Raw genomic sequence first — 25,571 nt, 5'->3', positions numbered from 1 at the left:
GCCGCGTACGGCCACTTCGGCCGGGACCTACCCGAACTGACCTGGGAGAACACCGACCGCGCCGCCGACCTCAAGTCGGCCGCAGGAGCCTGACCCCCAGCAGGCACACCGACCGGCGACCCGCTGACGGGTCGCCGGTCGCTCGTGTCTGCGTGGACGTGCCCCTGGCCCACCTGGACCGGCCCTTCGACTACCTGGTCCCCGCCGAACTGGCCGCCACGGCGGTGCCCGGGACCCGGGTCAAGGTGCGCTTCGCCGGTCAACTCGTCGACGGCTGGCTGCTGGAGCGGACCGAGCGCTCCGGGCACGCCGGCCGGCTGGCGTACCTGGAGAAGCTCGTCTCGCCCGAACCGGTGCTGTCTCCCGAGATCGCCCGGCTGGCCCGGGCGGTCGCCGACCGGTACGCCGGCAGCCTCGCCGACGTGCTCCGCCTCGCGGTACCGCCCCGGCACGCCCGGGTGGAGAAGGAGAGCCCATCCGACGGGCCCTCGGCCGTCGACGTTCCGGCCGACGAGGGCCGGGCCGACGGGGGCCGGGGGGCCGTGAGCACCCCGGCCGCGACGACCGTGCCGGATCCGGCCGTCGCCACCCCCGATCCGCCGGTCGGTGCGGACGGCTGGGACGCCTACCCGGCCGGGCCGGGTTTCCTGCGGGCGCTCGCCGACGGTCGGGCCCCGCGCGCGGTCTGGTCCGCGTTGCCGGGGGAGGACTGGCCGGCCCGCTTCGCCGAGGCGGCGGCGGCCACCGTACGCGGTGGACGGGGCGTGGTCGCGGTGGTCGCCGACGCCCGCGACCTGGACCGTCTCGACGCGGCGCTGACCGGGGCGCTCGGCCCGGACCGGCACGTCCGGCTCTCCGCCGCCCTCGGTCCGGCCCGCCGCTACCGGGCCTTCCTCGCCGTCCGCCGGGGCCGGGTGCCGGTGGTCGTCGGCACCCGTGCGGCGATGTTCGCCCCGGTGGAGCGACTCGGCCTGGTGGCGATCTGGGACGACGGCGACGACCTGCACGCCGAGCCCCGGGCCCCGTATCCGCACGCCCGTGAGGTGCTGCTCACCCGCGCCCAGCTCGGCGGGATCGCCGCCCTGGTCGGCGGGCACGCCCGGACCGCCGAGGCGCAGCTGCTGGTGGAGACCGGCTGGGCGCGGGAGGTGGTCGCGGAGCGGGCCACGGTACGGGCGCGTACCCCGGCCGTCGCGCCGACCGGCGACGATCCGCAACTGGCCCGCGACCCGGCCGCCGCCACCGCCCGGCTGCCCAGCCTGGCCTGGACCACCGCCCGGGACGCGTTGCGCGCCGACGCGCCGGTGCTGGTCCAGGTGCCCCGCCGTGGCTACCTGCCCTCGGTCTCCTGCGCCGACTGCCGGGCCCCGGCCCGGTGCCCGCACTGCGCGGGGCCGCTCGCGCTGCCCTCCGCCCGGGGGACACCGGTCTGCCGCTGGTGCGGCCGGATCAGCGCCGCGTACGCCTGCCCGGAGTGCGACGGCCGACGGCTGCGGGCCGCGGTGGTCGGTGCCCGGCGGACCGCCGAGGAACTGGGCCGGGCCTTCCCCGGGGTGCCGGTGCGCACCTCCGGACGCGAGGAGGTGCTCGCCCAGGTGCCCGGCGGCGCGGGTCTGGTGGTGGCCACCCCCGGTGCCGAGCCGGTCGCCGACGGCGGCTTCGGCGCGGTGCTGCTGCTGGACTCCTGGGCCCTGCTCACCCGGGCCGACCTGCGGGCCGGGGAGGAGGCGCTGCGGCGGTGGCTGACCGCGGCGGCGCTGGCCCGGCCGGCGACCGCCGGCGGGCGGGTGGTGGTGGTCGCCGACGGCGCTCTCGCGCCGGTGCAGGCGCTGCTGCGGTGGGATCCGACCTGGTTCGCCGCCCGGGAGCTGGCCGAGCGACGGGAGCTGGGATTCCCACCGGCGGTGCGGATGGCCAGCGTGACCGGTGCCGCGCCGGCCGTGGCCGAGCTGCTCGCCGAGGCGCGCCTCCCCGAGCAGGCCGAGGTGCTCGGGCCGGTCCCGGCGGACGACGACCGGGAACGGATGCTGGTCCGGGTGCCCCGGTCGCGCGCCGCCGCGCTCGCGGAGGCGCTGCACGTCGCGGCCGGGGTCCGCGCCGCCCGCAAGGCCGCCGACCCGGTCCGGGTGCAGGTGGACCCGTTGGAGCTGTTCTGACCTCGTCCGACGCGGGGTGTTCGCCGGGAAAGTCCTGGCGGGACCGTGGTAGCATCGCCCCTCATTGCCCGCGCCGGTGCGGCGCGACGGTGGCCGGAGTGCGGCGAGGCGACGCCGAATCGATGATGTCAACCAGCCGGTGATCAGAGGTGGATCAGTCGTGACCGTCCGTCAATCGATCGTCTTCAACGGTGATCTCGGCAGCGGCAAGAGCACCGTCTCCGTCGAGATCGCCGAGCGGCTCGGCATGCGGCGGGTCAGCGTCGGCGACCTCTACCGGCAGATGGCCCAGGAGCGGCAGATGACCGCGCTCCAGCTCAACCTGCACGCCGAGCTGGACCAGGCCGTCGACGGCTACGTCGACCAGCTCCAGCGGGACATCGCCGCCTCCGGTGAGCCGCTGGTGATGGACTCCCGGCTGGCCTGGCACTTCTTCACCGACGCGCTCAAGGTGCACATGATCACCGAACCGGGGGAGGCGGCCCGGCGTGTGCTGCTGCGCCCCTCCGGCCCGGCGGAGAGCTACGTCTCGCTGGAGGAGGCGAAGGCCAAGCTCAAGGAGCGCAGCGACAGCGAGCGGAACCGCTTCCTGGTCCGCTACGGCGTGGACAAGGCCCGGCTGCGCAACTACGACCTGGTCTGCGACACCACCCGGGCCGCCCCGGCCGAGGTGATCGCGCACATCGTCGACGCGTACGAGGGACGCCTCGCCGCCGACGTGCTCCGGGACGCCCCGCCGCTGCTGCTGCTCGATCCGGCCCGGGTCTACCCCACGGAGGACGTGCACAACCTGCGCGGGCTCTGGGAGGGCGACTTCGTCGGTGCGGTCGGGGCCGCCGGTGACCGGGCGTTGGAGCCGCTGAGCATCGGGTACTCCGGGGAGTACTTCTTCCTCGTCGACGGCCACCGGCGGCTCAGCGCCGCGCTCCAGAACGGCTTCACGCTGGTGCCCGGCCGGCTGGTCGCCGAGGCCGACGAACCCGTCGTCGGTGGCCTCACCGCGGCCGAGTACTTCACCCGCCAGTGCCGGGCCGGCACGGTGCACGACTGGGAGGCCGCCCACAAGATCGAGCTTCCGCTGCCGGAGCACGCCCTGCGGGCCCCCGACGCGGTGCTGGCGGGCGACCCGGTCGCGGGAGCCTGACCTCCACCTTCGCACCCGCGTCCACGGCGCGTCACTGCGCCGACACGACCGGTGACCGGGGCATGATGAAGCCCCCGGACGCCGTCGATGGAGGTTCGCCGTGGAGGTTGCCGAGGCGATGGCGCTTCTGCTGTCACCGCAGGGACGACTCGACCCCTATCCGGCGTACGAACGGCTCCGCGCCCACGGCCCGGTCGTCGAGGCGTGGCCGGGGCTGCACGTGGCCACCGGGTACGCCGTGATCGACGAGGTGCTCCGTGATCCCCGCTACGTGGTCGCCTACGAGCCGCTACCGCAGACCACGGTGGCCGGTTGGGCGGAGAGCCCGGCGGTCGCCTCGATCGCCCGGTCGATGCTGCGGGCCAATCCGCCCGACCACGGCCGGATGCGGCAGATCGTCGCCGGGGCGTTCACCCCGCGCCGGGTCGCCGCCCTGCGGGAGGTGGTCACCACCCAGGCGGCGGCGCTGGTCGCGACGATGGCGGAGCGGGGCCGCGACGGCACGACCGTCGACGTGCTCGACGGGTTCGCCTACCCACTGCCGATCGGGGTGATCTGCGCCCTGCTCGGCGTGCCGGAGGCCGACCGGCCCGCGTTCCGGGAGTGGACCGCCGACCTCACCACCGTCCTGGAGCCGGAGGTCTCCGAGGCGGAACTGGCCGTGGCCGACCGGGGCGCGACGGCGCTGCGCGACTACTTCCGGGACCTGGTCGAGGCTCGTCGCCGGGCCCCCGCCGACGACCTGACGACCGCTCTGGTCCAGGCGCACGACGCCGAGGTCGGCCGCCTGGACGCCGAGGAACTCCTGGCCAACCTGGTGGTCCTCCTGGTCGCCGGGTTCGAGACCACCACCAACCTGCTCGGCAACGGGCTGGTGGTGTTGCTGGGACACCCGGCGCACGCCGCCGCGCTGCGCGACGACCCCGACCTCGCCGGGGCGTACGTGGAGGAACTGCTCCGGATCGACTCCCCGGTGCAGGTGACCAGCCGGATCAGCGGCGTCCCGGTCGCGCCGGGCGGGGTGCCGGTGCCGACCGGCGGCGAAGTCCTGCTGCTCCTGGGCGCGGGCAACCGGGATCCGGCCCGGTTCGTCGACCCGGCCCGGTTCGACCCGGCCCGGCCGCAGAACCAGCCGCTGTCCTTCGGCGGGGGTGCGCACTACTGCCTGGGCGCGGCGCTGGCCCGGCTGGAGGCGCGGATCGCCTTCCCGCTGCTGCTGCGCGGGCTGCCCGACCTGGCGTTGGCCGGCGAGCCCCGGCGCCGGACCCGGCTGACCCTGCGCGGCTACGCCACGCTGCCGGTGACCACCGGCCCCCGCCGCCGGGCCACCGGCACCGACCTCCGGCGGGCGGTGGTGACCGCCGTCGCCGAGCAGCGGCGGACCGTGCCGGCCGGGGAACGTGGTACGCCGCCCGGAGCCGGGCCGGGCACTCCGTAGACTGGTACGGCACGAGTTCCGTCCCGTCGACGAAGGAGCCACCCCGCGTGACCGTCCAGCCCATCCGTCTGTTCGGGGATCCGGTGCTGCGCACGCCGGCCGATCCGGTGGTCGACTTCGACGTCGAGCTGCGCAAGCTCGTCGCCGACCTGACCGACACGATGCGGGAGCAGAACGGGGCCGGTCTGGCCGCCCCGCAGCTCGGTGTGGGCCTGCGGGTGTTCACCTTCGACGTCGACGACGTGCTCGGGCACCTGGTCAACCCGGTGCTGGAGTTCCCCGACGAGGAGGAACAGGACGGCCCGGAGGGCTGCCTCTCCATCCCCGGCCTCTACTTCGACACCAAACGCCGGCAGAACGTGATCGCCAAGGGGTTCAACGCGTACGGCGACCCGATGCAGATCGTCGGCACCGGCCTGATGGCGCGCTGCGTGCAGCACGAGACCGACCACCTCGACGGGGTCCTCTTCATCGACCGGCTGGACGCCACCGGGCGCAAGGAGGCGTTGAAGGCGATCCGCCAGGCCGAGTGGTACGACGCCGCCGCGCCGCCGGTGGTCAAGGTCAACCCGCACGGCGCCGTCAGCCCCTTCGGCCTGGGGCGGTGACCGTGCGCCTCGTCTTCGCCGGCACGCCGGCTGTCGCCGTCCCCGCCCTCGAGGCGGTCGCCGCCTCCCGACATGAGCTGGTCGCGGTGGTCACCCGCCCGGACGCTCCGGCCGGACGCGGACGCGGGCTGTCCCGCTCCCCGGTCGGCGCGTGGGCCGACGCGCACGGTGTCGAGGTGCTCACCCCGGCCCGCCCGCGCGAACCGGAGTTCCTCGACCGGCTCCGCGGACTCGCCCCGGACTGCGTCCCGGTGGTCGCGTACGGCGCGCTGGTGCCCCCGGCCGCGCTGGAGATCCCCGCGCACGGCTGGATCAACCTGCACTTCTCGCTGCTGCCCGCCTGGCGGGGGGCCGCCCCCGTGCAGCACGCCGTGCTGCACGGCGACGAGCTGACCGGGGCGAGCGTCTTCCAGTTGGAGGAGGGGTTGGACACCGGTCCGGTCTACGGCACCCTCACCGACCGGATCGGGGCGCAGGACACCTCCGGTGACCTGCTGGAGCGGCTCGCCGGGTCGGGTGCGGGCCTGCTGGTGGCCGTTCTCGACGCGATCGCCGACGGCACCGCCCGCGCCGTGCCGCAACCGGCCGACGGGGTGTCCCTGGCGCCGAAGCTGACCGTCGAGGACGCGCAGGTCCGCTGGACCGAGCCGGCGTTCGCCGTGGACCGGCGGATCCGGGCCTGCACCCCGGCCCCCGGGGCGTGGACGACCTTCCGGAGCGACCGGATCAAGCTCGGCCCGGTGCGGCCGGCGGCCGACGGTCCGGAGCTGAAGCCCGGCGAGCTGCTCGTGGAGCGCCGGCGGGTGCTGGCCGGCACGGCCACCACCCCGGTGACGCTCGGCGAGGTACGCGCCGCCGGCAAGAAGCCGATGCCGGCCACCGACTGGGCGCGGGGCGTCCGGGTCGAGACCGGGGAGGTGTTCGCGTGACCGCGCCGGGGGAGCGGCAGTACCCACGTCCGGTCCGGTCCGGTCCGGGCGGCGAGTCCGGGCGCGGCGACCGTCGGCGTGATCCACGGGACGGTCGGACCGGTGCCCGCCCGGGCGGGGCCGACCGGCGCGGCGGCGGGCGCCCTGCCCGCCACGACGCCGTGGACCGGCCGCGCCAGGCCGCGTACGAGGCGCTCGCGGCGGTGCACCGCGACGACGCGTACGCCAATCTGGTGCTGTCGACGATCCTGCGGGACGCGGGACTGTACGGCCGGGACGCCGCCTTCGCCACCGAGCTGACCTACGGCACCCTGCGCGCGATGGGCACCCTGGACGCCATCCTCACCGACGCCGCCGGCCGGGACGTGCAGCGCATCGACCCGCCGGTGCGTGACGCGCTGCGGCTCGGCGCGTACCAGCTCCTGCACACCCGGGTGCCGGCCCACGCGGCGGTCTCCGCCACGGTGGACCTGGTCCGGGCGGTCGGTCCGGGCGCGACCGGGTTCGCCAACGCCGTGCTGCGCGAGGTCGCCGGCCGGGACGCCGACGCCTGGATCGACCGGATCGCCCCGTCGATGGCGGACGACCCGGTCGGGCACCTGGCCCTGGCCCACAGCCACCCGCAGTGGATCGTCCGGGCGTTCCGCGAGGCGCTCGGCGGTGACCTGGGTGAGACGACCCGGCTGCTGATCGAGGACAACCAGCCCCCGCCGGTGCACCTGTGCGCCAGGCCGGGGCTGGCCGACCCGGTGGAGCTGGCGGACGAGGTCGGTGGTGCGCCGGGAGCCTTCTCGCCGTACGCGGTGTACCTCTCCGGCGGCGCGCCGGGTGACCTGCCGGCGCTGGCGCAGGGCCGGGCGCACGTGCAGGACGAGGGCTCCCAGCTCGTGGCGGCGGCGCTGGTCGCCGCGCCGCTGGACGGGCCGGACGGCCGCTGGCTGGACCTCTGCGCCGGCCCCGGTGGCAAGACCGGCCTGCTCGGCGCGCTCGCGGTGCAGCGCGACGCGCGGGTGACTGCGGTCGAGGTGGCCGAGCACCGGGCCCGCCTGGTCGAGCAGGCCACCCGGGGACTGCCGGTGAACGTGCTGCACACCGACGGGCGGACGGTCGGCTCCGACCAGAAGCTGCCGGAGGAGCACTTCGACCGGGTGCTGGTGGACGCGCCGTGCACCGGCCTCGGCTCGCTGCGCCGCCGGCCGGAGTCGCGCTGGCGTCGCCAGCCGTCGGACCTGCCGCCGCTGACCCGACTCCAGCGGGAACTGCTCACCGCCGGCCTGCGCGCGACCCGTCCCGGTGGGCTGGTCGCCTACGTCACCTGCTCCCCGCACGTGGTGGAGACGCACGTGACGGTCACCGAGGCGGCCCGCCGCTGCGGGGCGCCGGTGGACTTCGTCGACGCCCGGCCGCTGCTGCCGGCGGGGATGCCGGGTCTCGGGGCCGGGCCGACGGTGCAGCTCTGGCCGCACCGGCACGGCACGGACGCGATGTTCCTCGCGGTGCTGCGGCGCGGCTGACCGGTTCTCCGGTTCCGGCGGGGTGGGGCCGGCGGTCCCACCCCGCTGCCGCGACCGGCCCTGCGGACTCACCACGGGCCGGGCCGCAGCGGCCGGGTTCACGGGAGCGGGCGTGGGCGTGCCGGTCCAGCCGCCCCGGACCCCCGGGACGGTGGACCGGCTGCCGGGTCAGGCGTAGCGGATCGGCAGGGCCTTGGTGCCGCCGCCCTTGACCGAGCGCTTCAGGCTGCGGTCACTGAGCCAGAGGAAGCACTGGACCCCACGGTTGCCGTCCTTCCACTCCTCCGCCGAGGGGTGGTAGTAGATCGTGCCGGTCCGGTACTTGAGGTTGCTGTCGTCGGGCACCTTCGCGTACGCGGCGACCATGGCCTGGCACCGCCGGTGGACGCGCGTGCTGCCCTTGACCAGTTCGGCGTGGTCGCCGGTGGTGTCCTTGTAGATGCCGACGAACTCGGCGTCGTGCCGGGTCGTGCAGGACACCTCGGCCATGTCGTCGACCTTGTCGTTGGCCAGTTTGACGTTGAAGCAGCGGTGGGCGAGGGGCGCGGTACCGGCCAGGGCGTCCTTCAGGGTGCCCGTCCGGCGCTTCACCTCCGGCCCGTCGAGGCGGTTGACCTCGGCGACGTCGCAGCGGAACCACCGCGCGCCGCCCTTCCAGCCGTACTCGGACGGGAGGATGGTGTACAGGGTGACCCGTCCCGATCGCCAGTCCGCGCCGAGCGTCCGGTTCGCCGCCTTCTCACACTCGCCGTACGCGGCCAGCCGGGCCGGGGAGCCGGCCGGCGGGGGCGTGGCGCGGTCGGTGTGCTCGGCGGGCAACGTGCCCACGTGCACCGTCTCCGTCTCGTGCGACTGGTCGCAGGGCACCGGGCCGTACGAGCTGAGGTAGCCGACCTCGACTTCGTCCGGATGGCAGGTGTCGGTGGCCGGTTGGAAGATCTTGGGCGTGGCGAGGCCAGCCCAGTCGTCGACCAGGTCGCCGTCGGTGCCCTCCGGCACGCCGCAGCCGGCCAGTGCCAGCGCCGCCACCCCACCCAGAGCGCACGCCCTCAACCACCGTCGCATGACCGTCCTCCCCGTGGCCGTGGTGTCGACACCGCCCCGGTGTTCGGGGCGGGCCACGGCGCAGGAGCATACGGCACCGGCACGAGCCGCGCGGGGACCGACCGTCCTGGTGGGACCGACGGCGGCACACTCCGGGAGGTGACGACGGGCGGTCAGCACACGGTGCGGCACGGTGGTGGCTGACGGGCGGCTCAGCCGAACTGGACGGGGAGGGCCTTCGTGCCGCCGCCCTTGACCGAGCGGGTCAGCGGCTGCTCCCGCCCCAGGAAACACCGCACTCCCCGGTCGCCGTTCCTCCACTCCGGCTCCTGGGGGGGTGAAGGGCGAGTGTCCGGGACCGGAATCCGAGCGTGCTGTCCTTCGGCACCTCGGCGTAGTCGGCGACCATCCGGAGGCACCGGCGGTGTGCGGCGTTCCCGTTGGCGAAGAAGGACCGGCCAGGGCGAGTGTCGCCACCCCGCCCAGGGCGCATGCCCTTTACCACCGTCGCATCTTCTGTCCTCCCGTGCCGGCCCTCGGCTCCGCCCCGCCGCCCCGGCATGCCACGGCATGCCACGGCGCGGGAGCCTACGGCACGGGTGTCGGCCGCGTTCGTACACTGGGCCGGTGACCGTACCGCCCCCGATCGTCGCGCCCAGCATCCTCGCCGCCGATTTCGCCCGCCTCGCCGACGAGGTGCGCGCCGTGGAAGACGCCGCGGACTGGCTGCACGTGGACGTGATGGACAACCACTTCGTGCCCAACCTGACCATCGGGCTGCCCGTGGTGCAGAGCCTGCGGGCGGTGACCGCGCTGCCGTTCGACGTGCACCTGATGATCACCGATCCGCGCCGCTGGGCCCCCGGTTACGCCGACGCCGGGGCGTACAACGTCACCTTCCACGCTGAGGCCTGCGACAACCCGGTGGCCCTCGCGCGGGACCTGCGCTCGGCCGGGGCGAAGGCGGGCCTGGCGATCGACCGGGACACCCCGATCGAGCCGTACCTGGAGATCCTGCCCAGCTTCGACACCCTGCTGATCATGACGATCAAGGCCGGGTTCGGCGGGCAGCGGTTCATCCCGAACCTGCTGGACAAGGTCCGCACCGCTCGCCGGCACGTCGCCGCCGGCCACCTGGAACTGCGCATCGAGGTGGACGGGGGGATCGCCGCGGACACCATCGCGCAGGCCGCCGAGGCCGGCGCGGACGCCTTCGTCGCCGGCACGGCCGTCTACGGCGCCGACGACCCGGCCGAGGCGGTACGCCACCTGCGTGCCCTGGCGGAACGCGCGGCGGCCGGGGTCTGAGCCGTGGAGCCCGCCGGTGAGAGCCCCGACGTCATCCTCGTCGTGGACGACGACGAGGACATCGCCCGGTTCGTCGAGTTCAACCTCCGGCTGCACGGCTTCGAGGTGATCCACGCCGCCGACGGGCAGGAGGCGCTCGAGGTGATCGAGCGGCAGCGCCCGGACCTGGCCGTGGTGGACCTGATGATGCCCCGGATCGACGGTCTCGAACTGACCCGCCGGCTACGCGCCAACCCGTTGACGTCCGCCCTGCCGGTGATCATGCTGACCGCCAAGGGCATGACCGTCGACAAGGTGCACGGGCTCAGCGCCGGGGCCGACGACTACCTGGTCAAGCCCTTCGACACCGCCGAGCTGGTGGCCCGGGTCAGCTCCACCCTGCGCCGCAACAAGGAGTTCCGCGAGGTCTCCCCGTTGACCGGGCTGCCGGGCAACAGCCGGATCCGCCGGGAGATCAGCGACCGGGTGCGCAGCGGCACCGACTACGCCGTCGGCTACATCGACATCGACCGGTTCAAGAGCGTCAACGACCGGTACGGCTTCGTCCGGGGCGACGACTTCATCTCCGCGCTGGCCCGCAGCCTGCACCGGGCGGTGGTGTCGATCGGGCTCCCACCGGCCTTCCTCGGCCACGTCGGCGGCGACGACTTCGTCATCGTCTGCACCCCCGAGCAGGTGCGCCCGCTCACCTCCCGCTCGGTGGTCGACTTCGAGACCTCCGCCGACAAGCTCTACGACCCCGAGGACGCCGAACGGGGCTACGTCGAGCTGAAGGACCGGCGTGGCAACATCCGTCGGGCCGCCCTGGTCACGCTCTCCATCGGGGTCTCCCTCTCCGACAGCCGGAAGCGCTTCACCGACCCTTTGGAGGCCATCGCGGTCGCCTCCGAGATGAAGACGGTGGCCAAGAGCCAACCCGGCTCGTACGTGGCCGTGGACCGGCGGCGGGGGATTCCCTGACCGTGCGGCGCGCCACCCCGCGAAGCTGTGAGGTAGCTCGCCGGGGTGGCGGACCCCCCGGGTCGGCGTGTAAGACTTCCCTCGTACCCACCACGCGCTGGCGGGACTCGGTGTAATTCCGAACCGGCGGTGATCCACGGCCCGAGCCGTGGTCAGCCCGCGACCCGGTCGGCCTCGGCCGCCCGGTGGACCTGGTGAAAATCCGGGGCCGACGGTTGGGGGCGGGCAAGCCCGCGCCCAGACAGTCCGGATGGGAGACAGCGCGCGGGACGGACAGGCCCCCGGGGCCGACGCGCGCTGTCGGCTGCCCTCCGGGCCTGCCGGGTCGGCTCCGCCGTTCCCGGATCCGCCGCCGCATGCCCGCCTCCCGCCCCGCCCGCGCGTCGACCGCGCGAGAGAGCAGGGGCAGGCGATGGCCGGCGTCTCCACCGACGAGGCGATGCGACGCGCGATCGCGCTCGCTGCCCGGGGCCTGGGCACCACCAGTCCCAATCCGGTGGTCGGGTGCGTGCTGCTCGACCCGGACGGCGAGATCGTCGGGGAGGGCTTCCACGCCTACGCCGGGGGGCCGCACGCCGAGATCGTCGCGCTGGCGCAGGCCGGCAACCGGGCGAAGGGCGGCACCGCCGTGGTCACCCTGGAACCCTGCGACCACACCGGCCGCACCGGCCCCTGCACCAACGCGCTGATCCAGGCCGGCATCGGTCGGGTGGTGGTCGCCGTCCCCGATCCCAACCCGGTCGCCTCCGGCGGTGCCGGCACGCTGCGCGCCGCCGGTGTCGAGGTCGAGCTGGGGGTACGCGCCGACGAGGCCGAGGCCGGCAACATCGCCTGGCTGACCTCGATGCGCCGGGGCCGGCCGTACGTGATCTGGAAGTACGCCGCCACGCTCGACGGCCGGTCGGCGGCGGAGGACGGCACCAGCATGTGGATCACCTCCGAGGTGGCGCGGACGGACGTGCACGCGCTGCGCGCCACGGCGGACGCGATCGTGGTCGGGGTCGGCACCGTGCTGGCCGACGACCCCCGGTTGACCGTGCGCAACCTGCGCGACGGCACCCTCGCCATCCGGCAGCCGCTGCGGGTGGTGGTGGACAGCGCGGGGCGTACCCCCCACGACGCCCGGGTCCGCGACGCCGCCGCCGACACCTGGATCGCCACCGCCGCCGAGGTCGGCACGGCCCCGGACGGCCGGGTCGACCTGCCGGCGCTGCTCACCGCGCTGCACCGGCGCGGGATCCGGGCGGTCCTCCTGGAAGGAGGGCCCCGCCTCGCCGGCGGCTTCCTCGCCGCCGGTCTGGTCGACCGGGTCGTCGGTTACCTCGCGCCCCGGTTGCTCGGCGCGGGACCGGCCGCCCTGCTCGACGCCGGTGTGCGCACCATCGGCGAGGCCATCGACCTGGAGATCGTCGACGTCACGCAGGTCGGACCCGACCTGCGCATCACCGCGCTGCCCCGGAAGAGGGAGAGCTGACATGTTCACCGGCATCGTCGAGGAACTGGGCGAGGTCGTCCGGGTGACCGAGACCGGAGACGACTCGGCGCTGGTCGCCGTGCGCGGCCCGCTGGTCGTCTCGGACGCCCGGCACGGCGACTCCATCGCGGTCAACGGGGTGTGCCTGACCGTGGTCGAGGTCGACGGGGAGATCTTCACCGCCGACGTCATGGGAGAGACCCTGCGCCGTTCCGCGCTGGGCGTGCTGCGGCCCGGCGACCGGGTCAACCTGGAGCGGGCCGCCGCGCTCGGCAGCCGGCTCGGCGGGCACCTGGTGCAGGGACACGTCGACGGGGTCGGCGAGCTGCTCGACCGGGAACCGGCCGAGAAGTGGGAGACGGTCCGCTTCCGCCTCCCCGCCGGCCTGGCCCGGTACGTGGTGGAGAAGGGCTCGATCACCGTCGACGGGGTCTCGCTGACCGTCGCCGCGGTCGGCGACGACTGGTTCGCCGTCGGGCTCATCCCGACCACCCTCGCGTTGACCACCCTCGGCGTGCGGCGCCCCGGCGACCCGGTCAACCTCGAGGTCGACGTGCTCGCCAAGTACGTCGAGCGGCTGCTCGGCGACCGGCTGACCGGGGGAGCCCGCTGATGGGCCCGCTGGCCTGGCTGCTCACCGCCCAGGTCGAGGTCGCCGGTTCCCCGGTGCTGGTCCGGGAGGTCGTCGGCAACGGCTTCGGGCTGGCCTCGGCCCTGCTCGGGCTGCGTCGGCTGGTCTGGGCCTGGCCGGTCGGCATGGTCGGCAACGCCCTGCTGCTGACCGTCTTCCTCGGCGGAGTCTTCGCCACCCCGCAGGCCCACGACCTGTACGGGCAGGCCGGGCGGCAGGTCTTCTTCTTCGCGGTCAGCTGCTACGGCTGGTGGAGCTGGTCGCGGACCCGCCGGCTCGGCACCGCACCCGACCGGTCGGCGGTCGTCCCCCGCTGGGCCACCGGCCGGGAGCGGCTGGGGATGCTCGCGGTCGCCGTGCTCGGCACCGCCGCGGCGTACCCGGTGCTCGCCGCGCTGGGCTCGTGGGGGCCGCTGCCGGACGCCTGGATCCTGGTCGGCAGCCTGCTCGCCACCTACGGCATGGCCCGTGGCTGGGTGGAGTTCTGGCTGGTGTGGATCGCGGTGGACGCGGTGGGCGTGCCCCTGCTGCTGCGTGGCGGTTTCTATCCCTCCGCCGCGATGTACCTGTTCTACGGACTCTTCTGCGCCTGGGGCTTCGCCAGCTGGTGGCGTACCTCGGCGAGGGCCGCGCGGGCGGCCCGCACCCCTGTTCCGCACAGCTACCTGGAGGCGGCGGCATGACCACGTTCGGAACCATCGAGCAGGCGGTGGCGGACATCGCCGCCGGCCGGCCGGTCGTCGTGGTGGACGACGCCGACCGGGAGAACGAGGGAGACCTGATCTTCGCGGCCGAGAAGGCCACCCCGGAGCTGGTCGCGTTCATGGTCCGCCACACGTCCGGCTACATCTGCGTGCCGCTGACCGAGAGCGAGTGCGACCGGCTGGACCTGCCGCCGATGCACCACACCAACCAGGACCGCCGGGGCACCGCCTACACGGTGACCGTGGACGCCCGGGAGGGGGTCAGCACCGGCATCTCCGCCGCCGACCGCGCGCACACCATCCGGCTGCTCGCCGCCGCCGCGACCAGCCCGGCCGACCTGGCCCGTCCCGGGCACGTGGTGCCGTTGCGGGCCCGGGAGGGCGGGGTGCTGCGCCGACCCGGGCACACCGAGGCCGCCGTCGACCTGACCCGGATGGCCGGGCTGCGCCCGGCCGGGGTGCTCTGCGAGCTGGTCAACGACGACGGCACCATGATGCGCCTGCCGGACCTGGAGCGGTTCTGCGCGGAGCATTCCCTCACGCTGGTCACCATCGCCGACCTGATCGCGCACCGGCGGCGCACGGAGAAGCAGGTCGAGCGGGTCGCCGAGGCCCGGATGCCCACCACGCACGGGGTGTTCCGGGCACTGGGCTACCGCAGCGAGCACGACGGCGCCGAGCACGTCGCCCTGGTCATGGGCGAGATCGGTGACGGCCGGGACGTGCTGGTGCGGGTGCACTCGGAGTGCCTGACCGGCGACGTTCTCGGCTCGTTGCGCTGCGACTGCGGGCCGCAGCTCGACGCCGCCCTCGCCCGGGTCGCCGCGGAGGGCCGGGGCGTGGTGCTCTACGTGCGTGGGCACGAGGGGCGCGGCATCGGGCTGCTGCACAAGCTCCAGGCGTACCAGCTCCAGGACCTGGGGCGGGACACCGTCGACGCCAACCTCGACCTGGGACTGCCGGCCGACGCCCGCGACTACGGCACCGGCGCGCAGGTCCTCTACGACCTCGGGGTCCGCTCGATGCGGCTGCTGACCAACAACCCGGCCAAGCGGGCCGGACTGGAGGGCTACGGCCTGACCATCTCCGGCCGGGAGGGACTGCCCATCCGCCCGCACCCGGAGAACGTGCGCTACCTGCGCACCAAGCGGGACCGGATGGGACACCTCCTCGACGAGCTGGACGAGGTCACCGAGACGCCGCTGCGCCGGGTGGCCACGGCCGACGAGATCGGAGCGTGAGATGGCGGGATTCGGCGAACCCGGGGCGAGCGCGGTGGACGCGGCCGGCCTGACCGTGGGCGTGGTCGCGGCCCGCTGGCACGGTGACCTCACCGACCACATGTGCGACCGGGCGGTGGCGGCGGCCGAGGCGTGCGGGGCCCGGGCGGTGGTCGCCCGGGTCGCCGGCTCGGTGGAGCTGCCCGTGGTGGCGCAGGCCCTCGCCCGCCGCTGTGACGTGGTGGTCGCCCTCGGCGTGGTGGTGCGCGGGGCCACCGCCCACTTCGACTACGTCTGCCGTTCGGTGACCGACGGGTTGACCCGGGTGGCCCTGGACGAGGGGAAGCCGGTCGCCCACGGCGTGCTCACCGTCGACACCATCGAGCAGGCCCGCGACCGGGCCGGGCTGCCCGGCTCGGCGGAGGACAAGGGCTGGGCGTCCACCGTCGCGGCCCTCGACGCCGCCCTGGCCATCCGGGGACTCGACGCCGCCAACGGTCACCGGCTCGGCTTCGGCGGCTGACCCCCGACCGGTAGCCGGCCGGCGACGGCGGGATCCCGGGCGACGCCGACGCGTCCGCCCGGGACCCGGGCCACCCGGCCGGCCGGCCCGGCTGGAAGAATCGCCTTCCGTGAAGACGTTCGAGGAGTTGTTCGCCGAGCTGCAGGCCAAGGCCGCCGCCGGCACCCCGGGGTCGGGCACGGTCGCCGCGCTCGAACGGGGTGTCCACTTCATCGGCAAGAAGGTCGTCGAGGAGGCAGCCGAGTCGTGGATGGCCGCCGAGCACGAGGGGCCGGAGCGGACCGCCGAGGAGATCTCCCAGTTGCTCTACCAGGTCCAGGTGCTGATGATCGCGAGCGGTCTCGACCTGAAGGACGTCTACCGACATCTGTGAGTGCCCTACCCGACCGGTCCGTCACGATCGAGAAAAGGAGCACTCCGTCATGCTGCGTGTCGCCGTTCCCAACAAGGGCACCCTGGCCGAGCCGGCCGCCCAGATGCTGCGTGAGGCGGGCTACCGCCAGCGTACCGACGCCAAGGACCTGGTCTGCCGGGACGAGGGCAACGACGTCGAATTCTTCTACCTGCGTCCGAAGGACATCGCCACCTACGTCGGTTCCGGCGACCTCGACCTGGGCATCACCGGCCGGGATCTGCTGATCGACTCCGGCGCGCCGGCCGAGGAGGTGGTCGACCTGAACTTCGGTCGGGCCACCTTCCGGTTCGCCGCCCGCCCCGAGGACATCGACTCGGTGCAGAAGCTGGGCGGGCACCGCATCGCCACCGCCTACCCGGGGCTGGTCGAGCGGTACCTCGCCGAGCTGGGCGTGCGGGCCGACGTGATCCGCCTCGACGGGGCGGTGGAGAACGCCGTCCGCCTGGGGGTGGCCGACGTGGTCGCCGACGTCGTCTCCACCGGGGCCACCCTGCGCCAGGCCGGCCTGGTGGTCTTCGGCGAGCCGCTGCTGCGGTCCTCGGCGGTGCTGGTGCGCCGGACCGAGGCCCCCGGCTGTGCCCAGGCCGACCAGCTGCTGCACCGGCTGCACGGGGTGCTGGTCGCGCGCCGGTACGTCATGCTCGCCTACGACGTGCCGGCGAACCTGCTGGAGCGGGCCAGCGCGCTCACCCCGGGCATCGAGTCGCCGACCATCTCCCCGCTCCACCGGGAGGGCTGGGTCGCCGTGCAGGCCATGGTGGCCCGCGACGAGGTGCACCGGATCATGGACGAGCTCTACGAGGTGGGCGCGCGGGCCATCCTGGTCACCAACATCCACGCCTGCCGGCTGTGAGACCGCTGCCGCCGACGGCCGCCCTCGCCCTGGTGGCGCTGGGCGGGGTGGCCTCGGCGGCCCAGGGCGTGATCAACGCGGAGTTCGGGACGCGGACCGGTGACCCGGTGCTCGCCGCGGTCGTCAACAACCTGGGCGGCAGCGTGCTCGTCCTGGTCGCCCTGCTGACGTTGCCGTCGATGCGGGCCGGGCTGCGTGACCTGCGTACCGCCCGGCTGCCCTGGTGGTCGTACCTGGGTGGGCTGGGTGGCGCGGCGATCGTGCTGGTCGCCGCGTACGTCGTACCGGTGCTCGGGGTGGCGGCCTTCACCATCGCCCAGGTCGCCGGGGGCAGCCTCGGCGGGCTCGCCGCCGACCGGGTCGGTCTCGCGCCGGTGGGGCGGCTGCCGCTGACCGGCCCCCGGGTCACCGGCGCCCTGCTCGGCCTGGCGGCGGTCACCCTGGCCCAGCTCGGCCGCCCGGTGGGGGAGCTGGCGGTCGGCCCGGTCCTGCTGGCCGTGGTCGGCGGCCTGGCCGTGGCCCTCCAGTCCGCGTTGAACGGGCGGGTCTCCGCCGCCGTCGGCACCGGCGCCGGCATCGCGGTCAACTTCGTGGTGAGCACGGTGGCGGTGTTCGCCGCCGCAGCGGTCGCGGGCACCCTCGTGCGATCCCCGGCGAGCTGGCCCGGCGACTGGTATCTCTGGACCGGCGGGCTGCTCGGGGTGACCATCGTGGTCGCCCTGCTGGTCGGGGTCCGGTCGGTCGGGGTGCTGCGCACCGGTCTGGTGCTGGTCGGCGGGCAGCTCGGCGGCTCCCTGCTGCTCGACGCGCTGCTGCCCGGCGGCGCGGGACTGCGTCTGCCGGTGCTGGCCGGCGCGGTGCTCACCCTGGTCGCCGCCGTGGTGGCCGGTCGGGGCGGCCGGCTGCGGGGGACGCGGGCGGTGGTGCCGGTGCCCCGGACCGGCGGCCCGACCTCCGCAGACCGTCCCTCGCCGACGGACCGGCGGTACTGATGCCGGACGGCGCGCATGGCGACGCGGATGGATCCGGGGCCGGATGGCAGACTGGTGGGGTGAGCGATTCCGACCTGGTACGCCTGCGTCCCCGCCGGATCCGGGTGGTCTGCTGGTCCTCCGCCGTCGCGCTGGTGGTGGTCTTCAGCCTGGTGGCCACCTCGCTGCACGGCCCGACCGGCAACGGCTACGGCTCCTTCCAGCGGGGTGACCAGCTGGCCATGATCGGCCTGGGCGTGCTCGGCGCGCTCGGTGCCCTGCTCTTCACCCGCCCGCGCGTCGAGGCCGACGCGCACGGCGTCCGGGTGCGCAACATCATCGGCTCGTACGAACTGCCCTGGGACGTCGTCCGCAACGTGCGGTTCGACCGGGGGGCGCCCTGGGCGAGCCTGGAGCTGTACGACGACGACCTGCTGCCGATGGTGGCCCTCCAGGCGGCCGACAAGGAACTGGCGGTGGACGGGGTCCGCGCGCTGCGCCGGCTGCACCGGGCCCACCAGGCCACCCTGGCCCAGAGCTGAGCCCCGCCGGGCGGGTCGATTTGAGCGGCGCCCGGCCGGGGGTGTAATGTGACTCTGTCGACCAGGCTGCCTGTGTGTAACTGTGAGCAGCCCTGAAGTGGAGCGCCTGCTCCCACCCGAGTCGCCCGCGACGGCGGCCGGGTCCGGTCACCGGTTCCGGGCACGTCCCGGCACCGGATGCGCGATCATATGATCGTGCCGACCGGTCGAGCGGGCCCTGGCATGCGCCGGGGCCTTCTGCTTTCCGGGTCGGTCCCCATTCGGGGACCACGGGGTCGGCCGCATAGGAGTACGGACTCGAGGAGGCCCCATCAGCGTCGAACCACGCGTGAACGAGCAGATCCGGGCACGTGAGGTCCGACTGGTCGGCCCTGAGGGTGAGCAGGTGGGCATCGTCCCGCTGGAGCGCGCCCTTCAGCTGGCCGCGGACGTCGACCTGGACCTGGTCGAGGTTGCGCCCATGGCGCGCCCGCCGGTGTGCAAGCTCATGGACTTCGGCAAGTTCAAGTACGAGAGCGCACTCAAGGCGCGCGAAGCGCGGCGTAACCAGCAGCAGACCGTCATCAAGGAGATGAAGCTCCGGCCGAAGATCGACCCGCATGACTACGAGACCAAGAAGGGTCACGTGGTGCGGTTCCTCAAGGCCGGCGACAAGGTCAAGGTGACGATCATGTTCCGTGGTCGCGAGCAGAGCCGTCCGGAGCTGGGTTACCGGCTCCTGCGCCGGCTCGAGTCGGAGATCTCGGAACTGGGGTACGTCGAGGCCGCTCCGAAGCAGGACGGTCGCAACATGATCATGGTTCTCGCGCCGCACCGTGCCACCAAGGCCGCCGCCACGGCAGCCCGGACCGGCGCACCGCGGGAGCGGGAGGCCGGTGCCGCCGAGGCACCACCGGCCGAAGCGGCCGAGCCCGCCGGCACGACCGGCGAGTAACAGGGGAGAGACGTTTCACATGCCGAAGATGAAGAGCCACACGGGTATGGGCAAGCGGGTCAAGGTGACCGGCAAGGGCAAGATCGTTGCCCAGCAGGCCGGGCTGCGCCACAACCTGGAGAAGAAGCCCTCCACCCAGACCCGTCGGCTGACCGGCACGGTCGAGCTGGCCAAGGCTGACGTCAAGCGAATCAAGAAGCTGCTCGGCCGCTGACGCGCGCCACTTGACCACTAGTAAGGAGTAGTTGAATGGCACGCGTCAAGCGGGCTGTGAACGCCCAGAAGAAGCGTCGTACCCTGCTGGAGACCGCGAGCGGCTACCGCGGCCAGCGCTCCCGCCTGTACCGCAAGGCCAAGGAGCAGGTGCTGCACTCGATGCAGTACGCCTACCGGGACCGTCGTGACCGCAAGGGCGACTTCCGGCAGCTCTGGATCCAGCGGATCAACGCCGGCGCTCGCGCCAACGGGATGACCTACAACCGGCTGATCCAGGGTCTCAAGCTGGCCGGCGTCGAGGTCGACCGCAAGATCCTGGCCGACCTGGCCGTCAACGACGCGACGGCGTTCGCCGCCATCGTCGAGGTCGCCCGCGCCGCCGTGGCGGCCGAGGGCACCGGTGGCGCGGCGGCTCAGGCCGCCTGATCCACCGCAACCGGTCATCGAGGCGTCTCCCATGCCATCACCAGCGCACGGGAGGCGCCTCGACGCCGTCCCGGGTCCGTTCACCCCACGTACCCCCCGGGTCGCGGCTGCCCGCCGGTTGCACCGCCGCCGCGACCGGGACACCTCCGGCCGCTTCCTCGCCGAGGGACCGCAGGCCGTCCGGGAGGCCCTGACCCGCCCCGGCCTGGTGGTCGAACTCTTCGGCACCCCGGCCGCCCTCGACCGGCACCGCGACCTCGCGGCCCGCGCCGCCGCCAGCGACGTGCCGGTCTCCGAGGTCACCGACGAGGCGCTCGCCGCCCTCGCCGAGACCGTCGCCCCGCAGGGGCTGGTCGCGGTCTGCCGGCACCTCGACGTCCCCCTCGACCGGGCGCTCGCCGCCGCCCCCCGGCTGGTCGCGGTGCTCGCCGGCATCCGCGATCCCGGCAACGCCGGCACCGTGCTGCGCACCGCCGACGCCGCCGGCGCGCAGGTGGTGGTCTTCGCCGGGGACACCGTCGACCCGTACAACGGCAAGTGCGTGCGGGCCTCCGCCGGCAGCCTCTTCCACGTCGACGTGGTCCGCGCCGCCGACCCCGGCGAGGTGGTCGCCGCGTCCCGCGCCGCCGGGCTCACGGTCCTGGCCACCACCGGGTACGGCGACAGCGACCTCGACGACCTCGCCGACACCGACCGGCTGGCCGCCCCCACCGCCTGGCTCTTCGGCTCCGAGGCACACGGCCTGTCCGCCGAGCTGACCGACGCCGCCGACGCCCGGGTCCGGGTGCCGCTGCACGGGCACGCGGAGAGCCTGAACCTGGCTGCGGCCGCCGCCGTCTGCCTGTACGCTTCGGCCAGAGCACAGCGGTCCCCCGAGCGGGGATCCTCCACGAAGGAGAGCGTCCGCCCGTGAACGCGCCTCGGCGTTCCTTTAGCCAGCCCGCCGGTGTCGGCGGGCGGCGGGCCTGACCGCTCCGCGCCTCCCTCCCACCGGCGGGCTGCGGCACAGCCGTGCGTCCGTAGACTCGCCTGGCCGTCCCGTGAGGGCGGCGCCGCCGTGAGGGAGTGCCCGTACGCCATGACCTATCGCAACGATCCGTACGACCCGAAGCAGGTCGCCCTGCTCGACCCGGCCGCCCTGGCCGCGGCCGTGACCGACGCCGAGAAGGCGTTCGCCGACGCCGCCGACCCGGACGCGCTGACCGCGCTGCGCCCCGCGCACCTGGGCGACCGGTCCCCGGTCTCCCTCGCCCGCCGGGAGATCGGCGCGCTGCCGCCGGCCGCGAAGTCCGACGCCGGCAAGCGGGTCAACGAGGCCCGCCGGGGCATCGAGACGGCCTACGCCGCCCGGCTGGAGATCCTGGAACGGGAGCGGGCCGCGCGGGTGCTCGTCGAGGAGCGGGTGGACGTCACCCTGCCGTACGACCGGCGGCCCCGGGGCGCGCGCCACCCGATCAGCACCCTGATGGAGCAGATCAGCGACCTCTTCGTCGGGATGGGCTACGAGGTGGCCGAGGGCCCCGAGGTCGAGCTGGAGTGGACCAACTTCGACGCGCTCAACATCGGCCCCGACCACCCCGCCCGAGGGCTGATGGACACCTTCCACGTCGCACCCACCGGCGGCTCCGACGGCGCGACGGGCTCGGGGCAGGTGCTGCGCACGCACACCTCACCGGTGCAGGCCCGCTCCATGCTCACCCGCAAGCCCCCGATCTACGTGGTGGTGCCCGGCCGGGTGTACCGCACCGACGAACTCGACGCCACCCACTCGCCGGTCTTCCACCAGGTCGAGGGGCTCGTCGTCGACCGGGGCATCACCATGGCCCACCTGCGCGGCACCCTCGACCACTTCGCCCGGGCGATGTTCGGCGAGGGTGCGAAGACCCGCTTCCGGCCGCACTACTTCCCGTTCACCGAGCCGTCCGCCGAGTTCGACGTCTGGTTCCCGGAGCACCGGGACGGGCCGCGCTGGGTCGAGTGGGGCGGCTGCGGCATGGTCAACCCCCGGGTCCTGCGGGCCTGTGGCATCGACCCGGAGGTCTACTCCGGGTTCGCGTTCGGCATGGGCATCGACCGGACCGTCATGTTCCGGCACGGGGTCAGCGATCTGCGGGACATGGCCGAGGGCGACGTGCGGTTCACCCGCGCGTTCGGCACCGGGGCGTGACGGGAATGCGGGAACGAGACACGGAGACGGTGGTCTAGAGGCATGCGAGTTTCAGTCAGTTGGCTGCGGGAGTACGTCGACCTGCCCGCCGACCTCGACCCGGCCGACCTGGAGCGGGCCCTGGTCGACCTCGGCATCGAGGTCGAGTCCCTGGTGGACCTGCGGGCCACGGTCACCGGACCGCTGGTCGTCGGTGAGGTCCGCGAGGTCGAGGAGCTCACCGGCTTCAAGAAGCCGATCCGGTTCTGCCGGGTGGACGTGGGCGACGCCAACGGCACCGGCGAGTTGCAGGAGATCGTCTGCGGGGCGCGCAACTTCGCCCCCGGTGACCGGGTCGTGGTGATCCTTCCCGGCGGGGTGCTCCCCGGCGACTTCGCCATCGGCGCCCGCAAGACGTACGGGCGCAACTCCCACGGGATGATCTGCTCGGCCAAGGAACTGGGCCTCGGCGACGACCACTCGGGCATCATCGTGCTCGGCGGGGAGAACCCGGCCAAGCCCGGTGACGACGCGCGCCCGGTGGTCGGGCTCGACGACGTCGTGGTCGAACTGGAGATCACCCCCGACCGGGGTTACCAGATGTCGGTCCGGGGCATCGCCCGCGAGCTGGCGCACGCCTTCGGGGTGCCGTTCCGTGACCCGGGTCTGGTGCCCGCGCCCGGCGGGACGCCGCGTCCGGCGTACCCGGTGGAGGTGCGCGACCCGGTGGGCTGCGACCGGTTCGTCGCCCGGATGGTCCGGGGCGTCGACCCGACCGCCCGGACCCCGGAGTGGATGAGCCGCCGGCTCACCGTCGCCGGCATCCGCAGCATCTCGCTCCCGGTCGACATCACCAACTACGTGATGATCGAGACGGGCCAGCCGATGCACGCGTTCGACGCCGACCGGCTCGTCGGCGGTCTGGTGGTACGCCGGGCCGAGGCGGGGGAGAAGCTCACCACCCTGGACGGGGTCACCCGCAGCCTGGCCGGAGAGGACATGGTCATCTGCGACGAGACCGGCCCGATCTCCCTGGCCGCGGTGATGGGCGGCGAGACCAGCGAGGTGGTCGCCGGCACCACCACCGTGCTCTTCGAGGCGGCGCACTGGGACGCGGTGATGGTCGGGCGCACCGCCCGCCGGCACAGGCTGTTCAGCGAGGCGGCGAAGCGGTGGGAACGCGGCGTCGACCCGGCCCTGCCACTGGTCGCCATCGACCGGGCGGTGCGGCTGCTCACCGAGTACGGCGGCGGCACCGCCGACGCGGAGATCCTCGACATCGACCACGTTCGGCCGTCCGCGCCGGTGAGCCTGCCGGCCGACCTGCCGGGCCGGCGGGTCGGCGTGGACTACCCGCCGGCCCGGGTGGTCGCCCTGCTGGAGCAGGTCGGCTGCACGGTGAGCCAGGGCGTCGACCGGCTCGCCGAGGACCCGGGCACGGTCGGGGTGGCCGCCGGTGACGGGGCGGTGCTGACCGTCGTCCCGCCGACCTGGCGACCGGACCTGACCGACCCGGCCGACCTGGTCGAGGAGGTGGTCCGCCTCGACGGGTACGACCATGTCCCGTCGGTGCTGCCGCCCGCCCCGCCCGGCCGGGGGCTCACCCCGAACCAGCGGCGGCACCGGGCGGTCGCCCGCGCGCTGGCCGAGCAGGGGTACGTCGAGGTGCTCGCGCACCCGTTCGTCGCCCCCGACCTCGCCGACCAGCTCGGTCTGCCCGCCGACGACCCGCGCCGGGTCGCGGTACGGCTGGCCAACCCGCTGTCGGAGGAGGAGCCGCTGCTGCGCACCACGCTGCTCGGCCCGCTGCTGGGCATCCTGAAGCGCAACGTCGGTCGGGGGCACCGGGACCTCGCCCTCTACGAGACCGGCCTGGTCTTCCACCCACGTCCGGACGCCGGGTCACCCCCGGTGATGGGGGTCGAGCGGCGTCCCTCCGCCGCCGAGTTCACCGCCGCCGACGCGACCCTGCCGGCCCAGCCCCGGCACGTGGCCGTGGTGCTCGTCGGGGACGTCGAACCGACCGGCTGGTGGGGGGCTGGCCGCCCGGCGAGCTGGGCGGACGCCGTCGAGGCCGGCCGGACGGTGCTCGCCGCCGCCGGGATCGACGAGCAGCGGATCGTCGTCCGCGCCGCCGAGTACGCTCCCTGGCACCCGGGTCGCTGCGCGCAGCTGCTGGTCGACGACACCGTCGTCGGGTACGCCGGTGAGCTGCACCCGTCGGTGCTGGCCACGCTGGAGCTGCCCCGGCGGACCGCCGCGATGGAGCTGGACCTGGACGCGGTGCCGGAAGCCGGGATCGTCCCGGCGCCGGCCGTCTCCGGGTTCCCGCCCGCGCTGATCGACGTGGCGCTGGTGGTGGACGACACCGTCCCGGCCGCCGAGGTGCGCCGGGCCCTCGTCGAGGGGGCCGGTGAGCTGCTGGAGTCGGTCCGACTGTTCGACGTGTACGCCTCGGCGCAGCTCGGCGAGGGACGCCGGTCCCTGGCGTACAAGCTCACCTTCCGCGCGCCCGACCGCACCCTCACCGTCGAGGAGGCGGTGGCCGCCCGCGACGCGGCGGTCGCCACCGCGGCGTCCCGCTTCGGCGCGACCCTGCGCGGCGCCTGAGGTGGTAGCAGGGGTCCCTTGTTACCGCTTTTTGCGGAGCAGGGGGCCCCTGCACACACCCGGGCCGGCGGAAGCGGTCGGGCTCAATCGACGTCGGGGTCGATGTGGGCCGACCTCCGGAGACCGGTCAGGTCCCGGACGGTGATCCGTCGGTAGTCGGTGTCGAGCAGGCCCTCACCGCGCAGTTCCCGCAGCGCCTTCTGGATCGACGTCTCCGCGGCACCGCAGATGCTGGCCAGCTCCGGCTGGGTGAGCCGGACGTCGATCACCACCCCGTCGCGCTGCTGCCGACCGTGGGTGCGGCACATCTCCGCGACCACCCGGGCCACCCGGACCTTCACGGAGTAGCCGGTGAAGTCGATCCGGCGGCGGTTGGACCAGCGGAGCCGGTCCGAGACCATGGCGGCCAGTTCGAGCGCGGCGTCCGGCTGGTCGCGCAGGTACAGCTTGAAACGGTCGGGCCGGATGACGCTGTACCGGGTCGGACCGCAGGTGGTGATGGTCGCCGAGCGGGGGCGACCGTTGAGCGCGGACATCTCGCCGACCAGGTCACCCCCGATCCGTAGGGCGAGCAACGCGGTCCGTCCGTCGGGCAGGCCAGCGGTCACCTTGGTCAGCCCGTCCTCCAGCAGGACCAGGTACGACTCCCGGCCGCCCTCGTGGATGACGATCTGTCCCGCGTCGACCTGCCGGCGGACGCCGAGATCCAGCAGCGCCGTCCGGGCCGCCGGGGTGAGCCGTTGCAGGAACGTCCCGTACGGCCAGTCGGGTTCCGTCGCGTGTCGCGGTTTCGGCACCTGCGTCC

25 protein-coding genes are annotated in these 25,571 nt (G+C 74.4%); 23 read left to right on the top strand and 2 right to left on the bottom strand.

Features of this window, described 5'->3' with window-relative positions:
- Positions 1-152: 152 nt before the first annotated feature.
- The 6 genes from ACIBJE_RS30135 (at position 153) to ACIBJE_RS30110 (ending at position 7,789) form a co-directional block, all read left to right on the top strand.
- The gene (locus ACIBJE_RS30135) at positions 153-2,156 is read left to right on the top strand and encodes a primosomal protein N' (RefSeq protein WP_396753663.1); all 2,004 of its coding nucleotides are present in this window, start codon (positions 153-155) and stop codon (positions 2,154-2,156) included.
- 160 nt (positions 2,157-2,316) lie between these two features.
- Positions 2,317-3,300: an AAA family ATPase gene (locus tag ACIBJE_RS30130; protein ID WP_396753662.1), complete on the top strand. Its 984-nt coding sequence runs from the start codon at positions 2,317-2,319 to the stop codon at positions 3,298-3,300.
- Between the two features lie 100 nt (positions 3,301-3,400).
- Positions 3,401-4,738 (top strand): cytochrome P450, encoded by a 1,338-nt coding sequence (locus ACIBJE_RS30125; protein WP_396753661.1) that lies wholly within the window; start codon positions 3,401-3,403, stop codon positions 4,736-4,738.
- A 47-nt stretch (positions 4,739-4,785) separates the two neighbouring features.
- Entirely contained in the window at positions 4,786-5,346 is a 561-nt protein-coding gene (gene def / locus ACIBJE_RS30120; RefSeq protein ID WP_396753660.1) for a peptide deformylase, read from the top strand.
- A gap of 2 nt (positions 5,347-5,348) precedes the next feature.
- On the top strand, positions 5,349-6,275 hold the full coding sequence (gene fmt, locus ACIBJE_RS30115) for a methionyl-tRNA formyltransferase (RefSeq protein WP_396753668.1): 927 nt from the start codon (positions 5,349-5,351) through the stop codon (positions 6,273-6,275).
- Entirely contained in the window at positions 6,272-7,789 is a 1,518-nt protein-coding gene (locus ACIBJE_RS30110) for an RsmB/NOP family class I SAM-dependent RNA methyltransferase (protein ID WP_396753659.1), read from the top strand. Before fmt ends, ACIBJE_RS30110 begins: the two co-directional genes overlap by 4 nt.
- A gap of 168 nt (positions 7,790-7,957) precedes the next feature.
- Here the strand turns inward: ACIBJE_RS30110 and ACIBJE_RS30105 are convergent, their stop codons facing one another.
- Complete coding sequence (locus ACIBJE_RS30105) at positions 7,958-8,854, bottom strand: septum formation family protein (protein WP_396753658.1); 897 nt, start codon at positions 8,852-8,854, stop codon at positions 7,958-7,960.
- A gap of 606 nt (positions 8,855-9,460) precedes the next feature.
- Between ACIBJE_RS30105 and rpe the strand changes: the two genes are divergently transcribed.
- From rpe to pheT, 17 genes are all read left to right on the top strand, one after another.
- Positions 9,461-10,141 (top strand): ribulose-phosphate 3-epimerase, encoded by a 681-nt coding sequence (rpe, locus tag ACIBJE_RS30100; protein WP_396753657.1) that lies wholly within the window; start codon positions 9,461-9,463, stop codon positions 10,139-10,141.
- Positions 10,142-10,144: 3 nt separating this feature from the next.
- Positions 10,145-11,101, top strand: a complete 957-nt coding sequence (locus tag ACIBJE_RS30095) for a response regulator (protein ID WP_396753656.1) — start codon at positions 10,145-10,147, stop codon at positions 11,099-11,101.
- Positions 11,102-11,513: 412 nt separating this feature from the next.
- Entirely contained in the window at positions 11,514-12,575 is a 1,062-nt protein-coding gene (gene ribD, locus ACIBJE_RS30090) for a bifunctional diaminohydroxyphosphoribosylaminopyrimidine deaminase/5-amino-6-(5-phosphoribosylamino)uracil reductase RibD (protein WP_396753655.1), read from the top strand.
- A gap of 1 nt (position 12,576) precedes the next feature.
- Positions 12,577-13,188 carry a riboflavin synthase gene (locus tag ACIBJE_RS30085; protein ID WP_396753654.1) on the top strand — a complete coding sequence of 204 codons (612 nt, stop codon included), beginning with the start codon at positions 12,577-12,579 and terminating at the stop codon, positions 13,186-13,188.
- Complete coding sequence (gene pnuC / locus ACIBJE_RS30080; RefSeq protein ID WP_396753653.1) at positions 13,188-13,889, top strand: nicotinamide riboside transporter PnuC; 702 nt, start codon at positions 13,188-13,190, stop codon at positions 13,887-13,889. Before ACIBJE_RS30085 ends, pnuC begins: the two co-directional genes overlap by 1 nt.
- Positions 13,886-15,151, top strand: a complete 1,266-nt coding sequence (locus ACIBJE_RS30075; protein WP_396753652.1) for a bifunctional 3,4-dihydroxy-2-butanone-4-phosphate synthase/GTP cyclohydrolase II — start codon at positions 13,886-13,888, stop codon at positions 15,149-15,151. Before pnuC ends, ACIBJE_RS30075 begins: the two co-directional genes overlap by 4 nt.
- A gap of 1 nt (position 15,152) precedes the next feature.
- Positions 15,153-15,653, top strand: coding sequence for a 6,7-dimethyl-8-ribityllumazine synthase (ribH, locus tag ACIBJE_RS30070; protein WP_396753651.1), 501 nt, complete (start codon positions 15,153-15,155; stop codon positions 15,651-15,653).
- Positions 15,654-15,744: 91 nt separating this feature from the next.
- Positions 15,745-16,026 (top strand): phosphoribosyl-ATP diphosphatase, encoded by a 282-nt coding sequence (locus ACIBJE_RS30065; protein WP_396753667.1) that lies wholly within the window; start codon positions 15,745-15,747, stop codon positions 16,024-16,026.
- A 49-nt stretch (positions 16,027-16,075) separates the two neighbouring features.
- Positions 16,076-16,921, top strand: coding sequence for an ATP phosphoribosyltransferase (gene hisG, locus ACIBJE_RS30060; RefSeq protein ID WP_396753650.1), 846 nt, complete (start codon positions 16,076-16,078; stop codon positions 16,919-16,921).
- A complete protein-coding gene (locus tag ACIBJE_RS30055; protein ID WP_396753649.1) occupies positions 16,918-17,913 on the top strand; it encodes a DMT family transporter in 996 nt (331 codons plus the stop codon). The genes hisG and ACIBJE_RS30055 overlap by 4 nt, the downstream gene beginning before the upstream one ends.
- Before the next feature lie 59 nt (positions 17,914-17,972).
- Entirely contained in the window at positions 17,973-18,434 is a 462-nt protein-coding gene (locus tag ACIBJE_RS30050) for a PH domain-containing protein (protein WP_396753648.1), read from the top strand.
- 328 nt (positions 18,435-18,762) lie between these two features.
- Positions 18,763-19,368 (top strand): translation initiation factor IF-3, encoded by a 606-nt coding sequence (gene infC / locus ACIBJE_RS30045; RefSeq protein ID WP_091462720.1) that lies wholly within the window; start codon positions 18,763-18,765, stop codon positions 19,366-19,368.
- Between the two features lie 19 nt (positions 19,369-19,387).
- Positions 19,388-19,582: a 50S ribosomal protein L35 gene (rpmI, locus tag ACIBJE_RS30040; protein WP_026267805.1), complete on the top strand. Its 195-nt coding sequence runs from the start codon at positions 19,388-19,390 to the stop codon at positions 19,580-19,582.
- Between the two features lie 35 nt (positions 19,583-19,617).
- Positions 19,618-20,010 carry a 50S ribosomal protein L20 gene (rplT, locus tag ACIBJE_RS30035; protein WP_275028591.1) on the top strand — a complete coding sequence of 131 codons (393 nt, stop codon included), beginning with the start codon at positions 19,618-19,620 and terminating at the stop codon, positions 20,008-20,010.
- Between the two features lie 31 nt (positions 20,011-20,041).
- A complete protein-coding gene (locus ACIBJE_RS30030; protein ID WP_396753647.1) occupies positions 20,042-20,923 on the top strand; it encodes a TrmH family RNA methyltransferase in 882 nt (293 codons plus the stop codon).
- Positions 20,924-21,088: 165 nt separating this feature from the next.
- A complete protein-coding gene (pheS, locus tag ACIBJE_RS30025; RefSeq protein ID WP_396753645.1) occupies positions 21,089-22,177 on the top strand; it encodes a phenylalanine--tRNA ligase subunit alpha in 1,089 nt (362 codons plus the stop codon).
- A gap of 42 nt (positions 22,178-22,219) precedes the next feature.
- Complete coding sequence (pheT, locus tag ACIBJE_RS30020) at positions 22,220-24,766, top strand: phenylalanine--tRNA ligase subunit beta (RefSeq protein ID WP_396753644.1); 2,547 nt, start codon at positions 22,220-22,222, stop codon at positions 24,764-24,766.
- Positions 24,767-24,849: 83 nt separating this feature from the next.
- On the opposite strand, the gene ACIBJE_RS30015 is transcribed toward pheT, so the two are convergent.
- A complete protein-coding gene (locus ACIBJE_RS30015) occupies positions 24,850-25,563 on the bottom strand; it encodes a Crp/Fnr family transcriptional regulator (RefSeq protein WP_396753643.1) in 714 nt (237 codons plus the stop codon).
- Between the last annotated feature and the right edge of the window lie 8 nt (positions 25,564-25,571).

Source organism: Micromonospora sp. NPDC050187 (assembly GCF_044459745.1).
Lineage (GTDB): Bacteria > Actinomycetota > Actinomycetes > Mycobacteriales > Micromonosporaceae > Micromonospora.
Note: the sequence above shows the minus strand (reverse complement) of the source record. Positions and strands in the feature narration are given on the sequence as shown.